Below are 20,964 nucleotides of genomic sequence, written 5' to 3'. Positions count from 1 at the left end.
GCCGTGACCTGGGCAGGACGACCGTCGTTGTCCTGGCTGGTGCCGCTCCTTATTCGCGCTGTGACGGTGCCCGGCCGAGTGCTGCATCAGCCCACGACTGACGCGGACAGGTAGGCCCCAGACGCGCCGCGTCACTCACAGCGCCCCGCCCGTGTGGCCACGCCACCCGTCAGGCGCCGGATCGTGGGCCCGGCCGCGAGGACGGCACGGCCATGACCTCCACCTACCCGCGTAAGCGACCGCAGCGGCGCAGCGAGATCCCCCGCGGTCCGCAGCAGGACGCGGGCCTGCAGCAGATCCGTGACGCCCTGCCGCCCGTGCCCGCACCCTGCGCGGTCGAGCCCGCCCCGCGCCCGGTGGGCGAGGAGGTGCCACCGGAGCTGCTGGCGCTGGTGAACTATCACTGCCGTCGCATCAACGCCTACCTCGCCCGCGCCCAGCACCTGCAGAGCCTGCACGGCGTCAGCATGACCGAGTGGCAGCGCCTGGTCCTGTACCCCCTGACCGACGCCCTCGCCCACAACCACCTCCTGGTCGGTACCCTCGCCGCCTATCTCCAGCGCCAGGACCTCGACCCCGACCTGCTGTGCCGCTACCTGCAGTCCCCCGACCCTGACCGCTACATCACCCATGAGGCCGTCCAGCACCTGGACGGCCTCACCGGCGCCGTGCCCGAAGAGCCGGCCGAGCCGGTCTGGACCGCTGTTGGCCGGCACGTCGCCCACGACGGCAGCTGACAGCCGGACCGCTGGTGGGCGGCGTCGTCCTGGGTCACCGACGAAACTCTGTGACCTGCATGGTTACCCGGTGCCCTCTGTGGAGATCCCGTGGTCGCGTAAGCGATTTCCCGGCTGACGACATCTCGGGGTGGGGTCCCCGGGTTATCACTCATCGGGAGTGCTGGAGTGTTGTACCTCCAATTCCCGATTTGCTAGACGGTCGACGGCCAAGGCCAAGTCGGCAGAGCTGAGTCTGTCCAGGTCGGCGGGGGCAGGGGGGGTGCCTCCCCCCGTTCGACCGCTTTCAGGTATGCGCGACGCAGCTGCGCTTTGAACCAGTTCGCGTCTTGCAGATCTTCGTTCTCAAGCTGCTGCCGACGACGCCGCGGGCTCCAGTCTCGGATGATTCCGAGAATTGCGGCCAGCCCCGCCGCGCCGCCGAGAGCAGTGATGATCTCCACTACGAACGGGTTGCTGTACCTGATGGATCCGAATCGGTACGGCACGTCGGGGATGCGCCGCGCCATCTCGCCTGAACGCAACTGCCCCACGAGACTTGGCAGTGGGTCGTAGCGCTGGCTTGGACCGAGCAGGAGCCAGTACAGCGAACGTGAGCCACGGTCAGGAGGGCCATACAGCCACTCCTGTAGATCATGCTCAAGGAGCTCGAGATCGCGCCCCTCTGCCTGCACTGCGACTGGGAGCTCTCTCCGGCGAGCTTCCTGCACAAGAGCAGTGACTCCGCCTTCTCGTACGAGCCGCACCATGTGAGCGTCGGCTTCTGCCTCCGCCACATGGGTCGCAACTTCGAGCGCGCCCTGAGTAACCACGTTGAAGTCTGCGACCAACCCAGCCACGACGTGAACGGGAGCCCGTGATCCCACTTCAAGCTTTACCGTGAACACCTCTGCCACAACCAGCGATCCTCGCATGCCCAAGCTGCGACCGCCGTGCTGATGGCTACGAACACGCATTCCGTCACTCAAGGAGCCGCATTTCGTCGGTTCCCCGTCCTGGGCCAGGTGGGCGGCCTGCCTCGGGGCGCTCGGGACAACAGGGACCCGCCGGTGTCAGGGATGGCTGAGACTATGGAAGCAGGGCGAAGCCGCCTTCACGGGACAGTTGTTGACGATGGAGACAACACGCACCATGAGACTGGCACTGAACGAGGAGTGGGCCGTCGGCGCCCGCATCGGGGACGGCGGCTTCGGCTCCGTGTTCGAGGCTGAGAACATCGCTGGCGAGAAGGCGGCGGTGAAGCTCGTGCCCAAGGCGCCGGGCGCAGAGCGCGAGATGCTCTTCACCGACCTGGATGGCGTCCGCAACGTGGTGCCGGTCATCGACAGTGGTGAGCGCGAAGACCAATGGGTGCTGGTGATGCCCCGCGCGGAGAAGTCCCTGCGCGACCACCTCCAGGAGCACGGCCGACTGCCTCTCAACGAGGTGGTCGCCGTCCTCTCCGACGTCGCCGAAGCACTCGCCGACCTCAAGGACCGCGAGGTCGTTCATCGAGACCTCAAGCCGGAGAACATCCTGCTGCTCGGTGGCCGCTGGTGCGTCGCCGACTTCGGCATCGCCCGCTATGCCGAAGCCACCACCGCGCAGCGCACCTTCAAACTCGCGGGCACCTTCGCGTACATGGCCCCCGAACGCTGGAACAACCAGCGGGCCACCAGCGCCAGCGACATCTACGCCCTGGGCATTCTGGCGTACGAACTTCTGCAGGGCACCCCGCCCTTCACGGGACCGTACGAGTACGACTACCAAGATCAGCACCTGCACGGAGTCGCGCCACCCCTCACCACCGCTCCACCCCTCCTGGCGGCGCTGATCACCGAGTGTCTCTTCCGGGCCCCGCAGGGCCGCCCGGCGCCCGGTAACGTCCTTGCCCGGTTGGGGCAGATCTCAGCGGCCCCGCTCTCCGGCGGGCTGGCCGCGCTCGCACAGGCCAACCAGGGCGCGGTCGCGCGCCAAGCCGAAGATGACCGCTTGGCTTCGGAGCACGCCACTGAGGCCGGCCGCCGTAGGATCCTGTTCGAGGCCGCGACGACGTCCTTCTCTTTCATCGCCGATGCCTTCCTCACGACCCTTACGACCGCCGCCCCCAGCGCGGAGGTCCGCAGGGGCAACCAGGGAGGCTGGACCGTCCGGATCAACGACGCCCAATTGACCTTGTCCGGGCCGAAGGAGACCGACCCCAAGGACTGGCCCACCTTGACGCGAAATCCGGCGCCGTTCGACGTCATCGCGTCCGCCACCCTCTCCCTGAAGACCCGCGCCAATTACCACGGATACGAGGGCCGTAGTCACTCCCTCTGGTACGCCGACGCGCAGACGGAAGGCCAGTACCAGTGGTTCGAGACCGCCTTCATGAACTCCGCGCTGCGGCACGTCACCGGAACCACGGAGCCCTTTACACGCGACCCGCACCGGGAATCACTTGCTGCCGTCAGCCGAGAGATGGCCATGTTTCAGGTGGCCTGGCCCTTCACTCCGCTTGTCCTCGGATGCCTGGACGAGTTCATCAGCCGGTGGGCCGACTGGCTCGCCCGAGCGGCGACCGGCCAACTCGCCCATCCCAGCCGCATGCCCGAACGCGACCCTCACGACTCCTGGAGGCGATGATCGCCCCTGGGGCCGCCGGGCGGCCCCAGCGAACAGCTAAGCAGTGAGGGAGCCGCTCGCCTGGCTGGCTCGGTGGCCTCTCTGGCGCTGCCTCCTCCAAGGAGTCGCATGCTCAACAGGTGGAGCCCCGCCCAGTTGGGCGGGGCTCCGTGAGTGACGGCTGGCTCGCGCCGGGGTTGAAGCCCAGCGCGGGACGTGGTGGCGAGCCGCGTCATACCAGCCATCGTGCAGTCTCCGGGCCCAAGCGAGGACAACGAGCCCCATACCCGAAAACCGCGATTGTGGAGGCGGTGTACATACCTGCCCCGTCAGCCGCGCTGCGCCTTCTGCTCGAGGATGCGCCGGCGCGTCCATGCCCGCTTGCCGCGGTCGGAGAGCCCGTCGGTTTCCTCCAGCAGCGGCAGATTGCCCTGGGAGAGGGAACTGCTGAAGGAGTTGAGACTCTTGAAGCCGAGGAGAGCCGCGGCCTGTGTTCCTGCCAGCAGTTCGTCAGGGTCGCCGTCGGCCGGCACGTCGGGCAGTGCCGGCGCCTGCCGCGTCGCTCCTGTCCGCTTGCCCTTGCCCGGCCGACTGGCGCGCCAGTCGGCGATGGTTCGGCGTCGCCACTTCTGCCGCCTGTAGGTGCCGAGATCCTCGACCTCGTCGGGCTCCGGGAAGTAGCCGGGGTGCTCGATCAGGTAGGTGGTGATCTGGCTGCGGTTCTTGTACCCCAGTTCCCTCGCGACCTGCGCGGCGTTCAGGAGCTCGTCCGGATCCCCGCCAGCGAGCGAAAGCTGCTGCAGGCGTGAGGGCTCCCTGCTTTCGTACCAATCGCGGACTTCGGTCAGATCCCACAGCCGTGCGCGGCCGCGCTGGTCGACATGGGCAGGGAAGTCGTTCTTCTCGCGCTCGGCGTACAGCGAGTTGATGCGACCGACGCTGAGACCGAGTTCCGCGGCGAGCTCCTTGGAGTCGACGGGGTCCTGCTTCTTCGGCTTGCCGGCCATGGTGGTCGCATCCGTTCTGAGCGAGACGGGCCGGCCCCTCCGACCCAAAACCCATAATGGCAGCAATTTCGGAGGGGTGTCCAGCGGCTGGCGCCATCATTCTCGACGATTGCGCCGGGTCAGTACCTCTCAGCGAGGAGGCAGACCCCCTGGCGCGCAGCGTGCGCGGCCAGTTCGTCGAACGCCATCGCGCCCGGCGTGTGCTGCCACGAGGCCAGAGCCAGCCGACTCAACGCCTCCTCCCGGTTCTCGGCACCGGGAAAGCCCGCCTCCTCGCTGTCCAGGCACAGCTGCCTGGTGGACACCCCGCGAGAGCGATCCGCGAGCTCGCTGCGCATCTCCTCAAGCCCCTGGTGGTAGAGAGCGTTGCCCTCGTACAGCAGCCGCCGCAACCGTGCATCCGCAGACGTTGCGGACTCGGCGGCGAGCTGCAGGAGGAGCTCAGTGACGGTGGCCATAACACTCAGTATGCCTTCCAGGCGGTCCGCCAACGGGGGGCGGTGAGGTGGGATGTGCGGAGGCGGGCCCCAGGGACTGCGCCCAAAGGCATTCAGGAAGCGACGTGCTCGAGGTCGGGCTGTTTGGGGTGGGGACGTTGTGCCGACAGACCGAGCCGGATCTGCTCGCGTTCGTAGGCGGTGCGGCCGAGGCGGAAAAGCCAGCGGTGGGCGCCGCGGTGACGGACGTTGCGGGTGCCGACCGCGGCCAGGGCCTCGCGCAGCCAAAGAGCGGGGTCGGCGCCGGGCCGCGGCCGCGGAGCTCCGAGCGCGATGAGCTGTTCCTGGGCGTACCCGTGGCCGGGTTCCTGGCGGCGGATCTTCTGTGCGGTGCGGGAGTTGAAGACCGTGCCGTCGGGCAGGAGTTTCACGGTCCGGGGGTGGCTCGGCCGGCGTAGATGGCGTTCGTGGCGGCGTAGATCGTCCCGACGTGTCCGGGCATCACCAGGATGCCGGAGGCGGTGCGCCTGGGGACGGGATCGGCGAAGGAGACGACGCCCCGCACGCCGTCCTCGAGCAGTGCGGCGTAGCAGCGCGCGAGGAACCAGCTCTCCGAATTGCCGGGGCACTCATCGAGGAGCACGAACCGGGAGCACTCGACGGATTGGGTGAAGGGCTCCAGGTCAGGGAACGGTTTGGTCAGGACGGCACTGCTGACCGGCACTCCGAAAACGGCGACGCCGGTGAGGCGCCGTGCCCGTCCGGAGACGTCGAACAGGCCCAGTTGGACTTTCGCTGCCGGGTAGGAGTGGGAGTAGTGGTGGGTGAGGACGAAAGGCTTGGCCACCGATTCAGGGACGACGTCGACCCGGTAGCGCCGGGCGTCAAACCCGCCGTCCCGCAGATGCCGCCAGGAGTGCCTTCCCTCGCGCCACCGCTGACACCAAGGAGACACCGTCGGCACCTCCGGCGTGTGCTCGAACGGCAGCAGGTGAGTCGAGGAGCTCACGCTGCCTCCCCGCCCGACGGGACCGCCAGGACGGGTCCGCTCCGGGTAGGGAGGTCGATGTCCTGGCCCGTCAGGGCTTCCACGACCATGCCGACCAGGTCGCGGCCGGCGTTGATGGTGACGGCGTTGCCGATCATCTCGATCGTCTGCTCACGGTCGCCGAGGAAGACGAATTCCTCGGGGAACTCCATGGCCCGGGCTGCCTCGCGGGGCCGGATCATCCGGTAGCGGCACTCTTCCAGGCTGGCGGCGTAGCCGATCAGCCCGTGTCGGTCTCGGGTGGTGAGGGTGGGCATGGGGGCGGTGACCGGCTGTGCGGAGCTGTTTCCGTAGTACGGCAGCAGGGCGTGCGCTGCCGGATCGGCGAAGACGACTCCGTGGTTGAGGCCTCCGGCCGTGAGCGTCGACATGGGGCGGGTTGCTGGCCGGTGCTTCGACCCGCCTCCGTGCAGCTCGATCATGTACGGCTCGATCAGCGCGCCCCCGCCATGAAGCTGCCGGTACGTGTCCCATCCGTCGCGGATCTTGCGCATGGTGTTGGGGGCGAGCGGCCTGTTCCGCTCCGCGATGGTCCGCGCGGGCAGCGTGAAGTCGATCGCCTCGGCAGCGCCCCGCACCTGCGGTTCGACGGGCGTGGTGCTGCACCGGCGGTCGGGGCACCGGTACCAGTACTGGCCGTTCTTGATGCCGTAGACACCCCACGGTCGCTCCGGGCTGCACACCCTGGTCCGCTTGAACACCTGGATGAGACGGACCCAGCCGTGCCGTGAGCAGATGCCATACGGGCGCAGCCACTTGTCGAAGTCCGGCTTGCGGTCGCCCTTGCGCCAGAAGACGACGTACATACGTGGCCGGCGCGAGCGTGAGCCGGGTCCGGCGGCCTGGGCGTGCGCGGAGTCTAGGTAGATGATCCGGTACTCGTAGGGGCCCCACAGGGCCACGCTGCGCACCCAGTTGTCGAAGGCGAACCCGGGCGCCTCCTCGGGCCCCCACCAGCGGGCGTCGGGCACGTTCTCAACGATGATCGCTCGGTAGCGGTGGTGCTCGGCGAAGCGGGCTATGTCGTGCATGGTGGCCCGGGAGCGGATGGCGGCCTCGTCGGTGCCGTCGGTGGAGAACAGGCCGCCGCTGAACTCTCCGTGGCCGCGCTTGCGGCCGCTGGCCCGGGTCTGGTGTGTGCACTCCGGGGAGCCCCACAGGATGTCGGTGCGCGGGTAGCGGGTCGGCACGACCTGCGAGATGTCGGCACAGTCGTGGTCGGTGGTCGGGTGGTTGTGCTGGTGGGTGTTGATGGCGTGCCGGGAGTGGTTGGCAGCCATCACCACCCGAACGCCGGGGACGAGCAGGGCGCCGCAGGTCGAGCCGCCGGCGCCACAGAACAGATCGGTCAGAGTGACGAGCACGATCGAACTCCTGATCTTCAGTCAAGGGACGGGAAGTGAAGCGAGGAATGGCCCGGTGCAGAGCTGCGAACGGGCGCCTCGCGCGCCGTGTTGTGGGGTCCGGCTCGCTGGCCACCCGCGCGACGCTGGGCTCGTGGCTGCACTGCCGCGGGCGGGTCGACGCGGGCGGAAGTGCCCATGGAGATCGCCTGGCGGGACAGGATGGGAGCGGCAGCCCGTCGGTAGGTGGTGCCGTTCACCGGCCGGTGCGGAGAGCGGCCTGCGAGAGAGCAGGCCGCGCCCCTGCCTCGGGTGCACGGGTGAATCAGATGTCGCCGGGGGCGTCGGGATGAACAGGGCACGGCCCGAACCCGCTTCCCTGACCGGCAGGGTGCACATGGCGGCGCCCGGAGAGGCTGCACGCCGTCTTCGGGTCCTCGTTGCAGAACTCCACACACGTGCAGTCCTGGATCTCGTCCAGCGCGGCGTCGACGGTGACCCTGAGAAGGCACCGGTGCCGGTCGGCCAGCCGGTCCAGGCGCTCAAGGGTCCAGCCCTGTCCGTCGAACCCCCCTTGCGTGGTGATACCGCCACACCGAATGCAGCGGACCTCCTCCGCGATCGTGTGACTGCCACCGGAGCGGGAGATGACCACCTCGAACCCGTCCCGAGGCAGGGCGCCCGGGTCGGCCAGGGCGGCGCTCTCGGCGGCGCCGGTGAGGAATTCCAGGAGCGGCATCGGCAGGTCGACCTCATGGCCGCGCTGATGGACGCTGCGCACGGCGGCACCGATGCTGCCGGCTGCGGCACGGCGGAGCGTGCCGAGCTCCGCGGTGAGGCGCTCGACCGCGGCCTCGGCGTCCAGCAGACGGCGCAGGACGGGCCCCATTTCCTCGCCCATGAGCACGGTGAGGCTCAGGCCGTGAAGGGTCGGGTGGTCGTCAAGGTTCATGCAGGCGTACACGGTCCGTGCCAGCTGGTGGACCAGGCTGTCAGGGGCAGGCTCGACGTCGCCCAGCAAGGTGGACAGCTTGATGCATTGTTCGTCGGTCGGCGGCGGGAGAGCCACGGTCTTCCTCCGGTTCGGGTCGGTTCGTGCAGGGCGTGCGTGTGAGCGCCCGTCGGCGTGACATCAGGGGTGTTCACCGTTCGACAGCTGATCGAGGGCCGTCGCGATGACCCCTGATGAGGAATTGAGGTGAGGGCTGGGCAGAGCGAAACAACTTCAATGTCGCTTATAAGCTACACCCGGTGTCGCGTATAGGCGACACCCCTTGTGTCGGATACCGTTTGCTCATGCCGAACGAGCCAGCGGACCCCGCCGACCCCGCCGTTCTGGCGCGCCGGCAGGCTCTTGGCAGGCGGTTGAAGGAGCTGCGCGGCCGCGCGGGCCTGTCCCAGGCCCAGCTGGCGCTGGCCGCCGGAATGAACCGCGTCTTCTACGTGGGAGTGGAGGGCGGCCGGCGCAACGTGTCCGTGGACAAGGTGTTCGCCCTGGCTGACGCCCTCCGCGTCGACGTGGAAGAGGTCTTCCATGACCTGAACAGCCTGATCACCGATTCCGAGCCCAGGTGACCTGCCGCGTGTGACCGGTGTCGAGGGGACGCGGGCCCAAACATGCCCGCCGCTCACCGGCAAGGCGGGGGCAGGCGGGACCGGGGCGAGAACTCCCGGTGAGGGGTGCGCCCGCGGCGGTCGAGGGGGTCACGTCAGGTCTCCGAACAGGGTGGGCGTGGTGTGAAGTTCGTGCACCCACGCCAGGAGGCGGGGCAGGTTGGTGTCGGGGCCGAAGGCGAGGTAGGTGCCGTCGGCAGTGGTGCAGCCGAAGGCCTGCGCGATGCGCAGCCGGCGGCGGGAGTTGACCCGGCCCATGTGGACGGCCAGGCCGCGGTCGCGGGCCTGCTGGGCCAGGCGGTGGACGGCCGGTGAGGTTTTCCACTCGGTGGAGCCTGCGAGGAACAGCACGTCGATCGCGTCCCAGGGGATGAGGCCGTCCTGTTCGCTGCCGTCCTGGGCGGCGAAGGCGACCGGAATCCCGAGCGAGCTGATGCGTCCCAGCCAGGGCAGGGATTCGGCGAGCGTGGCCGCGGCGTCCATGGGGACGTCGGGGGCCACAGCCCACAGACAGAGGTCGGGCCCGTAGCGCTGGACGGTGGCGGTGAGCCATGCGAACCAGGCGCCGGCGCCGGGCCACCCCTTGCCGAACTTGCCGTTGTCGCAGGCGTACCGGGCGCCGGCCGGGATCAGGTTGCCCTGGGCCGGTGTCGTCATGCAGCCGAGCAGACCGGCCTGCATGACGGCCCGGACCTCAGGACCGGAGGGCGTTGCCAGGTACAGCACGGCGCGTACAAGGCGGGAGATGGGCAGGGCGCGGGGGCATGCGGGCATGCATGAGGGAGTCCTTCCGGACGAGACCGTGATGGGGGAGGGGTGGTCAGGTGAGGGGCAGCTGCGCGGAGGCGTCCGCGAGGTGCGCCTGCCACTGCTTCTCGAAGTTCTTGTCCCGCTTGTCGATCACACGGGCGGGCGCGGTGGTGAAGAGTTCCTCCGCCATCGGCCGGGCCACGCCGCGGGGACGCAGCCAGGCGCGGGCCCGCCCGTACTGGTGATCACGTTCGACGTCGATGCCGTGCCGCTGGGACGCGCGGACCAGCTTGCGGGCGAGTTGCTGGGGCCGGCCGAGATCGATGCGCTCGGTGGAGCGCATGACCGGACGGTTGCTGCCGTCGGCGGACAGCAGGAAGAGCTGTCGGACGCGGTAGAGGGCCCAGGGCATGTCGAGCTCGCGCTCGAAGGCCTCCAGGCAGGCCCGGTCCTGTTCCCGGGTGGGGTCGAAGAGCTCCAGCAGGCTCTTCCTCCCGTACAGCCGGGCGTTGGGGTTGAGGCTCATCGCCGTGTACTCCAGCCGCAGCACCTCGCCCGCGATGTCGGGGTGGGTGCGCATCCGTTCCATGTGCACCGGCAGTGAGCCCATGGAGATCGGGTAGCAGCAGAAGGTGCAGTAGCTCTTGGGCCAGCGGCGCACGCCGAAGCGCTCGAACAGGTAGTTCTCGCACTCCGCGCGGCCCCAGCCCCAGTCGACGAGCGGGAACTCCCCCGTGCGGCCGGGGAGCTTGGAGTTGGCCTGGTCCTTCAGGCACCGTCCGGCCTCATCCGCGTTGAAGCCGATGATCTGACGGAAGGGCCGCCCGCCCATGATGGCGAGGATCCACCGGTCACCGACGTCACCCTTCGCCCGCAAGCTGCACTTACGGGTGCCGGCCTGCTGGGGAACCGTGCCGACGGACTCCATCTCCTCCCACAGCGTCCATGCGCCGCGGACGTGAAGACGCTCGGGACGCCGGGAGTCGTCGAGGACGGTGATGCCGTCGGCGGCGAGATGCCCGTTGCGGGCGAGCTGGACGAACCTGACACCGTGCTCGCGCAGCAGCGGCAGCATGAACTCCTCGGCCAGGAGCCGGGTCTCGGGCCACTCGCTGCCCGTGGCCATGTAGAGGACCACGGTGCGGTCCAGGTCGATGCCGTGGCCCGCCGGGTCGGTGAGCATCTTCGCGAGGTAGGCCGTCGAGTCGGCGCCCAGTCCCCAGTTGATGACCGTGTCGATGTCGTCGGTAGCGGTGAGGCCCGGCAGGGCCGGCGTGTAGGTGGTGCGCGCGGACGGCATGACGAGGTCCTCACCGGAAGTCGGACGGCATCGGGAGCGGGGCCTGATGGCCGCTGGGGGGCCGCGGTGCGCTGTAGGGCCGGACCAGGCGCGCCGTGTCCGCAGCGTCGTAGTCCCAGAAGTCGGGTCGCGCGGCGGTGGACAACAGCAGGCAGTAGTGCTCCTCGGCGGCCGTGGATTCGCAGGCCAGCGGCAGGCAGTCCAGCGGCAGCCGGTCGAAGAGTGCTCCCGTCTGGTACAGGCCCTGAACGGCCCTGCACACGGTCCAGGGCTCGGCGGGATCGCGGCTGCCCCATGCGCTGCCGTGCGGGGAGCCCGGCGGCAGTGGAGGCAGCGTCGCGGTGTCGTCGCCGAACTCGAAGAGGCAGAAGCCTTTGGCGTCGAGCACGCTGACGAGCCCCATGAAATCGGCGGACTCGGCCTCATGAAGCACCAGGTAGGCGGCAGCACCGCCGAACTGCGCGGAGAGGGTGTCGGCGATCAGGCGTGCCAAGGCGTCGTTGGCTTCACGGATGCGAGCGGTCGCGTCGACGAACTCGTTCCAGGTGATGGAGGTGGTCACGGCGGAGGTCCTTCTTCTTCAAGCCCGGGGCCCGGAATGCGATGCGTTCCGGACCCCGGGCGGTCTTGCAGGCGTGGGATCACAGGAGTTCGAGCGCCCGGGCGGCGGTGGAGCAGGAGCGAGCGAGGCCTTCTGCGAGCAGGTAGGCGTTGCCGCCGGAGCGGATGCCGCCGTCGGACGGGAGGGCCAGCAGGGGGCGCTTGAGCGCGATGGCGGCCTCCGCGGTGCGCAGGGCCTGGGAGTGGTCCAGGGCCTCGATGAGGATCACTGCGTGGGCGAGGGCCACGAGTAGGTGAGCGCTGGCCTTGAGGGTTGCGCCGCTGGGCACGGTGCCGGGGCGGTAGAGGCTGACGGCCGCACCGCCGCCGCTGATGATGGACCGCAGGAGCGGTGCGTGGGTGTGGGGGTGGGCCTGGTCCAGGCCGCGGGGCAGGACAGCGAGCGTCGGCCCGTTGAGCAGGGCGGCTTCGTGGGCGGCGGCGTCCACGCCGTAGGCGAGGCTCGCGGCGACGGTGTGGCCGCTCTCGGCGATGGCCCCAGCGAACTCCCGGGCGCGAGCGATGGTCTCCGGGCCGGCCGCGCGGTTGCCGGTCACGACAACCGCGCTCGTGGTCAGCTCGTGCAAGCGGTCGTGTCCGCGGACCCACAGACCCAGCGGGCTCGCGGGGCCGAGATCGGTTAGGACGGCGGGCCACTGCGGGTCGGAGGGGATGAGGAAGCGGCACGTCAGCTGGGCGTTGGCGAGCTCGGCTTCCGGCCGGTACTGGGTCAGGCGGCCGGTGTTGTCGCGGCTCACACGTTGCTCCCACACCTCGGCAGGGGAGTGCTGGGCGAGGTCGGCAGTGACCTGCTCGGGGGTGAAGTTGGCCGCGAGCGCGGCACGGGCGGCACGCTCGGACAGGGCGGATGAGGGCACGGCTGATCTCCGTCGGTCGGATGAAGGCGTGGAGGGAAGGACAGGACGCGAGGGCGGGCGGCGGCCTACACCCGGCGGGGCCAGCCTTCGGCGCGCTTCTCTTCCCACCAGTGCGGCGGGTGGCCGGGGCCGGGCGCGGGCCGCGCGGTTGCGGCGGCGGGCTGGACTGCCGGTGGCGGGGGAGCGGGGGTGCTGGTGTGAGGCGCGTGCACCAGGGCTGCCTGGGGCGGGAGGCTGGCGGCGGTGTAGGCGATCCGGGCGCGCAGGCTCACCCCGATCTCGTCGGCGCTGACCAGGATGTCGCCGTCGCGGGCGCCCGTGATGCGGCCGTGGACGATGACCTCCACGCCGTCGACGAGGGACTCGGCGGCGTTGCGGGCCAGGTCTCGCCAAACGGTGCAGATGTAGTGGACCGGTGCTGCGTCGCGCCACTGGCGGGCCTGGGCGTCCCATTCGCTCGGCACGGTCGTGAGCCGGAAGCGGGTGACGGTGATACCGGAGCCGGTGAACCGTGTCTCCGGAGAGCCGGTGACGGTACCGACGAACGGGACAGTGGGCGCCTTGGGCATGAACAACACCTCCATTACTCATAATAGATTCACTTTGGTGGGCGTCAATCCCCCCTGCCCAGGGGCGGGCTGGCCTGCCCGGCCTCCGGCGCAGGCCCCGACATGAGGGCTCGCAGGCCTGCGAGCGCCCGGGCGTCCGCCACCTCCCTGGCGTGCCGCGTGCGGATCTGCGCGCGCTCCCTGCGGGCGGTCGATACCCAGTCGGGTGTGACCAGGACGTCCGAGCAGCCCACCAGGACGTTCGGGCCCAGATCCCAGGTAAGCGCGTTGGAGGCGCAGCTGGCCGCCGCCAGCGGGTCGACGTCGTTCATCGCCCACTCGAAGGCGTGCACCTCACGCCCGGCCTGCGCTGCCTGGGAAGCTGCTGCACGGAACAGCCCGCCCGTGCCGGCCGTCGGCTCGCAGAGCGACCCCGAAACGGGCAGGTCCGGCCCCAGCGCCAGCCGCGCCATCAACTCGGCGACATCGGACGGGGTGTGCTCCTCGGCGTTCGCCTGGCGGGCACCCTTGCTGCGTAAGGTCGTCAGGACCGCCCCCAGTGGGTCGGCCTCCCGGCGCGCTTGGGCGTCCTGGGTGCCGGTCAGCTGCAGTAACCCGGCATCGAGTGCGGCGTGCGTCACCGCGGCCACGGAGCGGGCCTGTTGCAGGGACGGCTGGATCATCAACCACTGGTGCAACGGGGCCGCCCAGGAGGCCAGTTCGGGCTGCTCGATCCATCGGACCGCCCACACGCGTTCCAGCAGGCGCCACAGCGCCTCCGGGGCCAGTGCCCTGAGCGCCGCCTCGGTCCCGGGCGCGTCGGCGAGCTGTGAGAGCGAAGCGATGACTCCGACCGGGACCCGGATGCCGTCCGGCATGTGCTCCGCGTGCCAGGCCCGCGATACGCGCTCCGCCAGCTCCCGGGCGTCGGCGCGTCCGCGGTGCGGAGAGAAGTCCGCCCGATCCTGTGACGGTCCGGCCGGACCGAGGCTCATGGCCGGACTGAAGATGCTGATCTGCTGCACGGGTCTCTCGTCTCTGAGTAGGGGCGAGCAAGCTACAAGCTCATAATAGATTGAAATAGTGAAGTGTGAACCCGCCCCTCACCTGCGGAAACACCCCCACGGCGCCCCCAGGCCGTCACGGCGAGATCAGGCGATCAAGCCGTACAACACGGACTGACGGCTGCGGTACCTGTTGGTCTGCGCGCGCCCGACGTACCCGGCCATCGCCGTACCCATCGGCGGCCGCGCCGCAGGACCCTCCAGCGCGTCGAGCACCCGAGCGCGCCGGATGATCTCCCGCATCGACAAGCCCTTCTTGAAGTCGGCCCCGACCGTGACCTCCGTCCTCGCATACGCCGCCGCGAGCCCCGGCACGCGCCGCGCACCATTCACGAGGTCGCTGTTGCACCCCAGGACACACAAAACGCAGCTCAGACGCCTGTTTCCCCAGTCGTATGCCGGGTGGTACGGCAGACGGGAACGGGCGATCTCGCGCCACACCTTCCGGTCGCTCCACGCGTGGATGGGCCGCCAGGTGGTGATGTGCCGCTTGCCGTTGCTCGCCCCGCGGTCGATCTCTACTGCGGCAAGCTTTGCCCGCTGGTCGCTCTCAGCGGCCCGCTGTCCGATGCACGCCAGGATGCGCACGGGCCGCGCCAGGTGCGCGAGTTCACGGGCGAGCCGCGTGTACAGGGTCCGGATCGGTCCCCGCTTCACGTCGCTGGTGCACCAGCGGGCCGAACTCGACGGCCAGGCCGGAGGAACCTTCGCCCGCGCCGGGTCCTCGCCGGCCTCGCGGGCCTCCCTCTCCGCCTTCGTCTTGAGCTTGCCGTAGCGGATCTCGACGCGGTCGAGGAGATCGGGGCCCGACGCGCGAACCACCTCGAACCGGCGGACCCCACACAGGCGCGCCTGGAGCTCGGCGAGTGCGCGGGTACCGGCCCACTCTGCCCGGCCCAAGTCCGCATGGACGACGACGACCTTGTCCAGCATCCCGAGGGCCCTCGTCCGCTGGGCCACGTGGGAGAGCATCGCCTGGCTGTCCTTGCCGCCCGAACTGGAGACGACGACCCAGTCGGCGTCCCGTAACAGCTCCTCGGGCACCGTCGTCCGCGGAACGAACGGAACGGAGGCGTGCACCGTCCGTTTCCGCTTCTGCCGCGCCTTCGGCCCTGCCTGCGCAGTGGTCATGGGCGTGTGCGGCGGGTTCTGGGGGGAGAAAGGTAGGTCGAACGAAGTGAGGGGCTGCATGGTGCGTCCTCGGGCGTCTGTCGGGCATGGGGGAGGCCGGTGCGGTCTGGAGTGCGCGCGTGCCGGGCGGCGGTCAGCGGCGGCCGAACTGGGTGCAAGCGGGCTCCACGCCCGGGCCTGTGGTCGGCGGGATGGGGGGCGCGGGGATTCGCCCCACGCCCCTGCCGAAACACCGGTCAGTCGGCTCCGTCGTCCTCCAGGTCCTCGGCCGTCACGTTGCTGGCGTAGTCGGTCCGGGCAAGGGCGGCTGCGACGTCCCGGAAGCTCCGGCCCCTGGGAGCCGGGCTCGCCAGGACGATCCGGGATGCCGGGTAGGAGAGGGTGACTTCCTCGACCTCCGCGTGCACGACGTAACCCGCCAGCGGAAGTTCGAAGGAGGCACCGGGGGCGACCGGTAGGTCCGGCGCTGGCGCGTCGAAGGTGAGCTGGGCGTGCTCCATGATCAAGGTGACTTTCACGTGGACTCCTTCGCTGGGACGGCCGACGGTGTGCAGAGGGGTGCCTCGCAAGGTGAGGGGCTGCACCGCCCGGCCTCGGGCATCTGGCGGGTCTGAGGCAGGCCGGGCGCATGCCAGGGCATGCGCGCACGCGGCGCCCCGGCGGAGATGGGGTCAGGCGGAGGGGGCGCTGAGGTACTCGGCGATGAACTCGGCGCACAGGGCGGTCGGGGTCGCCGGGGCGGCGCGCCGTCCGTAGAACACGTCGCGCTCGCTTGTGCCGTTGTCGAAGGTCACGCGCCAGGTACCGGCGCGGTGCTCCATCGGCTGGTCGATGAATGACGAGGTCTCGTCCGCGTCGTAGACGAAGGCGACAAGTATCGGGGTGCCCTCGGAAGAGGCGAGGGGGTAGCGTCCCGTCCGCCATTTTCCATAATAGATGAAAAATCGAATGTGGCTACCCCCTCAACCTGCGCCTAGGGATCAGCCGACCGGCTGTGCGGGTCCGTCAGGACCGGGGCCTAGGAGGGACTCCCAGTCCGCATACCGGCAGTCCGTTGCCGCGTGCATCTTCAGTCGCAGCCAGTCGGAGCCCTCGCCAGCGGCGAGGACCTCTGAGGCACCCAAGGCGGCGGCCCGGCCGTACACCGTGGCGTCGTCGGGGTGGGCGTTGACGACGACGAGATCCTGTCGCCGGGGCATGCGTCGCGCGACGAACGTCTGACAGATGCGGTCGTCGAGAATGACGAGCGAGGCGCTGCGGAATTGGTCAAAAGTGAACAGCGCGGCGGTGGCCGTCTGCGCGGGAACCCGACACGGGCCCAAGCCCGCCGGATCGTCCCCCCGGGCGTCGCTGATCAGGAGAACACCGGTCACCGGATGCCTCCCTGGAAGGTCGGCGCCGGCCAGCCACGCTGCGGGCCCGCAGCCCCCATCCGTGCAGCACTGGTGTCCTGGCCGCCCTGCGAGCGGCGGCGTGCAGACATCGCAATGAACCCTTCTGCGAGGGCGAGCGGCGCCGGGTTGTTCACGACGCCGTCTTCACTTTGGGGCGCCAGCACGGTGCCCGCGTCGGCTGTGGTGATCGCCTGGCTGGCCCGGTGAACGGCGCCGTGCTGCTCAGGCGAAAGGGCTTCGCGCTCTCTGTCCTCCCAGAGCGCTACTGCCGTGCGGAGCACCGAAGCGGCATCGAGCGGGTCGAGTAGTTCAACGATCACGACGGGTCCTCGTCTGAGAGCGGGGCGTGCGCCGCGGAGGGCTCGGGGGCGGTGGGCTGGAGGGGCCACACGGGGTGGACGTCACGGTCCGGCAGCCGGAAATTTCTGCGGAGGCCGGGGTCGTGGACAACCCAGGGGGTGCGGTCCCCCTCGCGCCGCGGCTTGTACGAGGTGGGCTGGAAGCTGCGGACCTCGCGGATCTCGGCTCCCGCCTCCAGGGCGGCCAGCAGGCGCTTCCGTGGCGTCTGCTGGCGGGGGCGGAGGATGTTGGAGGCGTCGAAGTTGCGGGAGAAAGCGCGGTAGAGGCCGCTGCGCAGAGAGGCGAAGCGGAACAGGTAGGAGGCGGCCTCCACCATCTCGTCGTCCATCTCGACGTAGCAGTGCTCGCGGATTAGGCCGGCGGACTGCACGGCGGCGAGCAGTGCAGGGCCTCCTCGCACGGACGGGTGGTTCGATTGGAAGCAGCCGAGCAGGAAGTCGCGCTGAGAGCGGTGCAGGTGGACACGCATCGGGGACTGTCCCTTCCGGGGGTGCGCAGTTGGGGCGATACAGGGGTTGGGCAGCGCGGCCGGAGAGCCGTGGAGCCTGCACGCCGACGTGCGAGGGTCTGTGGAGAGGGGCTGTGCCGGACTCCGGGGGCAACGCGGTGGGCTGCCCCCGGAGCAGCGGCGTCTAGGAGTCGGCCGGGTCGTCCAGTTCGATGCATGTGGCCGGGACCCTGGCCAGGCGGTAGCGCTTCACGCCCGCTGGGATCTTGAAGCGGGGGTTGTCCGAGTCCTGGAGGTGGCGCAGCAGGGTGGTGGCTTCTTCGGTGAGGAGGAAGTCGAACCTGGTCTTGGTGCGGTTGGGCTGCTGGACGGTGCCGGTCAGTTTGCGCAGGCAGGCCGGTCGGATGTCGTTGCTGATCTTTCCGGTGCGGCCGGGGGTGATGACCGGGCGCCGTGCGGCGTCCAGTTCGAGCAGTCGCGACGTGGCTGCTTCCTGGACGACGGCGAGCGTTTCGGTGTCGGGGAGGTCGCGGATGAACGTGCGGACCTCGTCGAGCGTGGTGGTCATGGGGAGGGGTCTCTTCCTGGTGGGAGGGGGCCGGGCGCCGGATCTGGCGACCGGGGCTGGGTGGCCTGGTGTCGGCCGGGCCCGGCGGGTGCGTGGCACCCGCCGGGGCGGTGCGGGGCGGTCAGTCCAGCGGGTACAGGACGAGGGCCGCGACGGCGTTGCTGGGGATCTGGGGGAACAGCTCGCGCAGTTCCTTGTCCTTGGCCATCTCGCTCTCCAGCGGGTAGACCTCGCCGGTGAGTTCGTAGACGGGGGCGTACCGGCCTCGGCCGTAGGTGCTGAACGGCGAGTAACGGTTGCCTTCGCTGTCGCCGGACATGACGACCAGCGTGCTGCCGGGGACACGCACCCACTCCGTGCGGACGAGCTGGCGCAGGTGAGCCAGAGTGAGGGGCTGGTCTCGCCGGACCGTGGTGTCCTCGGGGTCGGCGGGGGCGGGTGATGGCATGACGAACTCCCATGGCGCTTGGTCGTGTTCGGGAGGGAATGGGGCCGGGGCACGCCGTGCCCCGGCCGTGGGGCGTGAGGTCAGGCGGCGTCCGGCGTCTTCGGCCGGTGCGCGGCGACGGCCTGCTCCTCGACTTCGGAGAGGGCGTAGCTGCCGCTGTCGGCCTGCCCGAGCGATTCGAGGAGCAGCAGGTAGGCGGCCTGGCGCGGGTGCATCTTCTTCCAGAGGAAGGTGTCGAACACCTTCGGCTCACGGATGTCGGCTTCGTAGGCAGCGGCGACCTGGGCGAATACAAGGTTCGCCAGCCGTGCCTTCGGGAAAGAGGCGGCGAGGGTGGACGGCATGGTCCGCTCGTCCTCCTCGCTCGCCCCCAGGAAGCGCGCCAGGGTCTTCGTGTCGGCCTTGTCGGCCCACGTGCCGTAGAAGCGGGGCAGGTCCAGCAGCACCCCTTGGGCGAAGAGCCGGGCCTGGTCGGGCAGGGCCTTGCTCCTGACCAGGCGGCTGATGAACTGCTGGCGGGGTCCGGCTGCGGCCTTCCACGCCCGGTTGCAGGCCACTACCTGCGCTCGCTCGGCCGACTTCTGAGCCGCCCGCTCCGCTTCCTCGGCGGTGAGGGAGGGCTTGGGCTGCTTGCGGACCTTGTGGCCGTGGGTGGCCGGGTCGGCGCAGTACCAGACGGGCTGATTGTCCTCGTCCAGCGCGGCGCAGTGGCCCGGGCAGGCGTGATGCTTGTCGGCGCTGAGCGGGGCCCCGAGGCCGGTCGTGAGGCCCGACAGCGGCTTGGCCGACTGCTTCTGTCCGTAGGGCAGGCTCGACACCAGGGTGACGCCGGACTCCTTGAGAGCGGCGAAGGCGTCCGCGCGGGCCTGGGAGCTGGCCTGCTCCTCCTTCAGCAGGGCGAACTCCTGGTCCCAGTGCCCTCGGCCGCCCTGGCCTTCTGCCTGGTCCCTCGCGAGGGCCTTGAGGAGTCGCTGCGTGGCCTGGGGGACGTCCTCGACCTCGGTGAGCTGGGCGGTCTGCTCCAGATCCATGCCTCCGGCCGTGGCCTGCCGCAGCGTCGCGTCGTCGAGCTTCTGCGCGGTGCGCAGGTGCTTGACCGCTCCGCGCCTGAGGCCCATCGCCTTGGCGGCCCTGGCCTGGTCGACCTCGTCCATGCCGACGAGAGCGAGTTCCTGGGCCTTGAGGGTGTCGCGGGCGCCCATCTCCTGGCGGTTGTCGTTCTCCACCAGGGACAGGAAGCGGGTGTACCCGTCCCTGCCCACCAGGTCGGCACGGACGAACGCCTTGACCGTACGGACGGGGCGGCCGTCCTGCCCGGCGGTCTCGTTGGCGATCTGCGCGGCCTGCGCGCGGCGCCAGCCCTTGAACACTCCGTACGTGCCATCCGGCCTGGGCCGGACACTGATGGGCTCCTCGACACCGAGTTCCTTGACGGAGGTGATCAGCTTCTCGTCCGGCTCGGTGTCGTGCTCGCGGGCGTTGTGCTCGTCCCGCACGAGCCGGGAGGCGTCCAGGAGTTCGATGTGCGGGTTGGCCTCCTCCTGCTGCTGGACGGAGGCGTCCGGGGTGGGGGAAAGCGTTGTGCTCATGGGGATCTCTCCTTGTCAGGAACCGCATCTGCGATGGCGGCGGGGTGTCGAGCACCCGGTGACAAAATCCATAATAGATGTTTCTTGCTGTGTGGCTAGCCCCCATTTGACCTGCGGTGATGCGGTCTGGAGGCCCGGCGCGGCGCAGGGCTGCGCCAGGGGCTGTTCAGTCCAGGTCGTGCACAAGCAGCCAGTCCGGCCCGACCAGGACAGTCAGCCCCAGCTTCTCGACCATGCGCCGCAGTGCCTTCCTGTCGGCCGGGCGGGCCGCCAGGCTGGACGCGGGCAGGAGTTCGTTGGATGCCAGCGGCTTGCTGGCGGTCCCCAGAATGACGTGGTCGGTGTCGCCGACGTTGAACAGGGCGACGTGTGCGCACTCCGGGCCCGGAAGTTCGGCCGGCGGCCCCTGGGTCGCGAGGGCGGAGTCAAGGACCCGAAAGTCCTCGGGTGGTTCGATGGCCACCCCGTAGACGGCGTAGACCGAGTGCTGGAGCAAGGGAGGTCTCCTGGGTCTGCTCGCCGGCGGATTGCTTCCGTCGGCGATCTGTGGTCGGTGCGGGTCGACAGGGGCGCAGCCGCTGCGGTCTGGTCACTGGTCCGGCAGTCGCCGACTGTCGGCGTGGGCCTTGCGCACTTTCGCGTCGAACTCGGGGTGCTGTTGGGCCGTCGAGGGCAGGGCGGCGCTGCGTACGTCCATGGCGCGGACGAGAACATCCAGGTGCAGGGGTGAGAGGACCCAGGGGCCGAACTCGTCGGCGTCCAGGAGTGCCAAAAGGTCTTCGGCGGCCTCGACCTCTTCCGGACGGGAGAACGCACCGGGGCGCGCCTGGTGCAGGCGCAGCGCAAGAGCCAGGCTGGCGCCCAGGTGCGGGGCGTAGCAGCGCCGGTCGGGGGTGATCACCTGATGGCCGTCCGGCGCGTCCAGGATCTGAAGGATGCCCGCGACGGTGACAAGCCGCTCGTCGTCCCCGACAGGGAGCGCGGCACGAGTGGTCTGGTTGCCGCACACCTGGCAGACGTAGGTGTCGGCTGCCCGGACCTGGTAGCGGCCCTCGCGGCACCAGTCGCAGAGGATCGGAACGGGCATGTGGTTTCCTCCTCCTTCCCGAGGGTG

The 20,964-nt window shown here is 69.9% G+C and carries 27 protein-coding genes; 3 read left to right on the top strand and 24 right to left on the bottom strand.

Features of this window, described 5'->3' with window-relative positions; translation table 11 throughout:
* Positions 1-212: 212 nt before the first annotated feature.
* Positions 213-737, top strand: a complete 525-nt coding sequence (locus ACICHK_RS00220; RefSeq protein ID WP_406834835.1) for a hypothetical protein — start codon at positions 213-215, stop codon at positions 735-737.
* A gap of 194 nt (positions 738-931) precedes the next feature.
* Here the strand turns inward: ACICHK_RS00220 and ACICHK_RS00215 are convergent, their stop codons facing one another.
* Complete coding sequence (locus ACICHK_RS00215) at positions 932-1,633, bottom strand: hypothetical protein (RefSeq protein ID WP_406834834.1); 702 nt, start codon at positions 1,631-1,633, stop codon at positions 932-934.
* 235 nt (positions 1,634-1,868) lie between these two features.
* On the opposite strand from ACICHK_RS00215, the gene ACICHK_RS00210 reads away from it, so the two are divergent.
* Positions 1,869-3,344 carry a serine/threonine-protein kinase gene (locus tag ACICHK_RS00210; RefSeq protein WP_406834832.1) on the top strand — a complete coding sequence of 492 codons (1,476 nt, stop codon included), beginning with the start codon at positions 1,869-1,871 and terminating at the stop codon, positions 3,342-3,344.
* A gap of 308 nt (positions 3,345-3,652) precedes the next feature.
* Here the strand turns inward: ACICHK_RS00210 and ACICHK_RS00205 are convergent, their stop codons facing one another.
* The 6 genes from ACICHK_RS00205 to ACICHK_RS00180 form a co-directional block, all read right to left on the bottom strand.
* The gene (locus tag ACICHK_RS00205) at positions 3,653-4,330 is read right to left on the bottom strand and encodes a helix-turn-helix transcriptional regulator (RefSeq protein WP_406834831.1); all 678 of its coding nucleotides are present in this window, start codon (positions 4,328-4,330) and stop codon (positions 3,653-3,655) included.
* A gap of 119 nt (positions 4,331-4,449) precedes the next feature.
* Entirely contained in the window at positions 4,450-4,788 is a 339-nt protein-coding gene (locus tag ACICHK_RS00200; protein ID WP_406834830.1) for a hypothetical protein, read from the bottom strand.
* A 92-nt stretch (positions 4,789-4,880) separates the two neighbouring features.
* Entirely contained in the window at positions 4,881-5,198 is a 318-nt protein-coding gene (locus tag ACICHK_RS00195; RefSeq protein WP_406834829.1) for a hypothetical protein, read from the bottom strand.
* On the bottom strand, positions 5,195-5,776 hold the full coding sequence (locus tag ACICHK_RS00190) for a hypothetical protein (protein ID WP_406834828.1): 582 nt from the start codon (positions 5,774-5,776) through the stop codon (positions 5,195-5,197). Before ACICHK_RS00190 ends, ACICHK_RS00195 begins: the two co-directional genes overlap by 4 nt.
* Positions 5,773-7,179, bottom strand: a complete 1,407-nt coding sequence (locus ACICHK_RS00185) for a DNA cytosine methyltransferase (RefSeq protein WP_406834827.1) — start codon at positions 7,177-7,179, stop codon at positions 5,773-5,775. Before ACICHK_RS00185 ends, ACICHK_RS00190 begins: the two co-directional genes overlap by 4 nt.
* A 304-nt stretch (positions 7,180-7,483) precedes the next feature.
* Positions 7,484-8,227: a hypothetical protein gene (locus ACICHK_RS00180; protein WP_406834826.1), complete on the bottom strand. Its 744-nt coding sequence runs from the start codon at positions 8,225-8,227 to the stop codon at positions 7,484-7,486.
* 227 nt (positions 8,228-8,454) lie between these two features.
* Between ACICHK_RS00180 and ACICHK_RS00175 the strand changes: the two genes are divergently transcribed.
* A complete protein-coding gene (locus tag ACICHK_RS00175; protein WP_406834825.1) occupies positions 8,455-8,733 on the top strand; it encodes a helix-turn-helix transcriptional regulator in 279 nt (92 codons plus the stop codon).
* A 129-nt stretch (positions 8,734-8,862) separates the two neighbouring features.
* Here the strand turns inward: ACICHK_RS00175 and ACICHK_RS00170 are convergent, their stop codons facing one another.
* From ACICHK_RS00170 to ACICHK_RS00090, 17 genes are all read right to left on the bottom strand, one after another.
* Positions 8,863-9,546, bottom strand: coding sequence for a hypothetical protein (locus ACICHK_RS00170; protein WP_406834824.1), 684 nt, complete (start codon positions 9,544-9,546; stop codon positions 8,863-8,865).
* Positions 9,547-9,592: 46 nt separating this feature from the next.
* Positions 9,593-10,822 (bottom strand): hypothetical protein, encoded by a 1,230-nt coding sequence (locus tag ACICHK_RS00165; RefSeq protein WP_406834823.1) that lies wholly within the window; start codon positions 10,820-10,822, stop codon positions 9,593-9,595.
* Between the two features lie 10 nt (positions 10,823-10,832).
* Positions 10,833-11,384 (bottom strand): hypothetical protein, encoded by a 552-nt coding sequence (locus ACICHK_RS00160; RefSeq protein ID WP_406834822.1) that lies wholly within the window; start codon positions 11,382-11,384, stop codon positions 10,833-10,835.
* Between the two features lie 79 nt (positions 11,385-11,463).
* On the bottom strand, positions 11,464-12,300 hold the full coding sequence (locus ACICHK_RS00155; protein ID WP_406834821.1) for a DNA-processing protein DprA: 837 nt from the start codon (positions 12,298-12,300) through the stop codon (positions 11,464-11,466).
* Positions 12,301-12,365: 65 nt separating this feature from the next.
* Positions 12,366-12,869 (bottom strand): single-stranded DNA-binding protein, encoded by a 504-nt coding sequence (locus ACICHK_RS00150; protein ID WP_406834820.1) that lies wholly within the window; start codon positions 12,867-12,869, stop codon positions 12,366-12,368.
* 44 nt (positions 12,870-12,913) lie between these two features.
* The gene (locus ACICHK_RS00145; RefSeq protein ID WP_406834819.1) at positions 12,914-13,873 is read right to left on the bottom strand and encodes a hypothetical protein; all 960 of its coding nucleotides are present in this window, start codon (positions 13,871-13,873) and stop codon (positions 12,914-12,916) included.
* 126 nt (positions 13,874-13,999) lie between these two features.
* Positions 14,000-15,043 carry a phosphoadenosine phosphosulfate reductase family protein gene (locus ACICHK_RS00140; RefSeq protein ID WP_406834818.1) on the bottom strand — a complete coding sequence of 348 codons (1,044 nt, stop codon included), beginning with the start codon at positions 15,041-15,043 and terminating at the stop codon, positions 14,000-14,002.
* Positions 15,044-15,279: 236 nt separating this feature from the next.
* The gene (locus tag ACICHK_RS00135; RefSeq protein WP_406834817.1) at positions 15,280-15,561 is read right to left on the bottom strand and encodes a hypothetical protein; all 282 of its coding nucleotides are present in this window, start codon (positions 15,559-15,561) and stop codon (positions 15,280-15,282) included.
* Positions 15,562-15,714: 153 nt separating this feature from the next.
* Positions 15,715-15,864: a hypothetical protein gene (locus ACICHK_RS00130; RefSeq protein WP_406834816.1), complete on the bottom strand. Its 150-nt coding sequence runs from the start codon at positions 15,862-15,864 to the stop codon at positions 15,715-15,717.
* A gap of 159 nt (positions 15,865-16,023) precedes the next feature.
* Positions 16,024-16,416 (bottom strand): hypothetical protein, encoded by a 393-nt coding sequence (locus ACICHK_RS00125; protein WP_406834815.1) that lies wholly within the window; start codon positions 16,414-16,416, stop codon positions 16,024-16,026.
* The gene (locus ACICHK_RS00120) at positions 16,413-16,757 is read right to left on the bottom strand and encodes a hypothetical protein (protein ID WP_406834814.1); all 345 of its coding nucleotides are present in this window, start codon (positions 16,755-16,757) and stop codon (positions 16,413-16,415) included. Before ACICHK_RS00120 ends, ACICHK_RS00125 begins: the two co-directional genes overlap by 4 nt.
* Positions 16,754-17,266, bottom strand: a complete 513-nt coding sequence (locus ACICHK_RS00115; RefSeq protein WP_406834813.1) for a hypothetical protein — start codon at positions 17,264-17,266, stop codon at positions 16,754-16,756. Before ACICHK_RS00115 ends, ACICHK_RS00120 begins: the two co-directional genes overlap by 4 nt.
* Positions 17,267-17,429: 163 nt before the next feature.
* Positions 17,430-17,813 (bottom strand): hypothetical protein, encoded by a 384-nt coding sequence (locus ACICHK_RS00110; protein ID WP_406834811.1) that lies wholly within the window; start codon positions 17,811-17,813, stop codon positions 17,430-17,432.
* 121 nt (positions 17,814-17,934) lie between these two features.
* Positions 17,935-18,261 carry a hypothetical protein gene (locus tag ACICHK_RS00105; RefSeq protein WP_406834810.1) on the bottom strand — a complete coding sequence of 109 codons (327 nt, stop codon included), beginning with the start codon at positions 18,259-18,261 and terminating at the stop codon, positions 17,935-17,937.
* Between the two features lie 80 nt (positions 18,262-18,341).
* A complete protein-coding gene (locus tag ACICHK_RS00100; protein ID WP_406834809.1) occupies positions 18,342-19,850 on the bottom strand; it encodes a ParB/RepB/Spo0J family partition protein in 1,509 nt (502 codons plus the stop codon).
* Positions 19,851-20,016: 166 nt separating this feature from the next.
* Positions 20,017-20,346: a hypothetical protein gene (locus ACICHK_RS00095; protein WP_406834808.1), complete on the bottom strand. Its 330-nt coding sequence runs from the start codon at positions 20,344-20,346 to the stop codon at positions 20,017-20,019.
* A gap of 93 nt (positions 20,347-20,439) precedes the next feature.
* The gene (locus ACICHK_RS00090) at positions 20,440-20,937 is read right to left on the bottom strand and encodes a hypothetical protein (RefSeq protein WP_406834806.1); all 498 of its coding nucleotides are present in this window, start codon (positions 20,935-20,937) and stop codon (positions 20,440-20,442) included.
* Positions 20,938-20,964: the final 27 nt, after the last annotated feature.

Source organism: Streptomyces sp. AHU1 (assembly GCF_045343905.1).
Taxonomy (GTDB): Bacteria; Actinomycetota; Actinomycetes; order Streptomycetales; family Streptomycetaceae; genus Streptomyces; species Streptomyces triticiradicis.
Note: the sequence above shows the minus strand (reverse complement) of the source record. Positions and strands in the feature narration are given on the sequence as shown.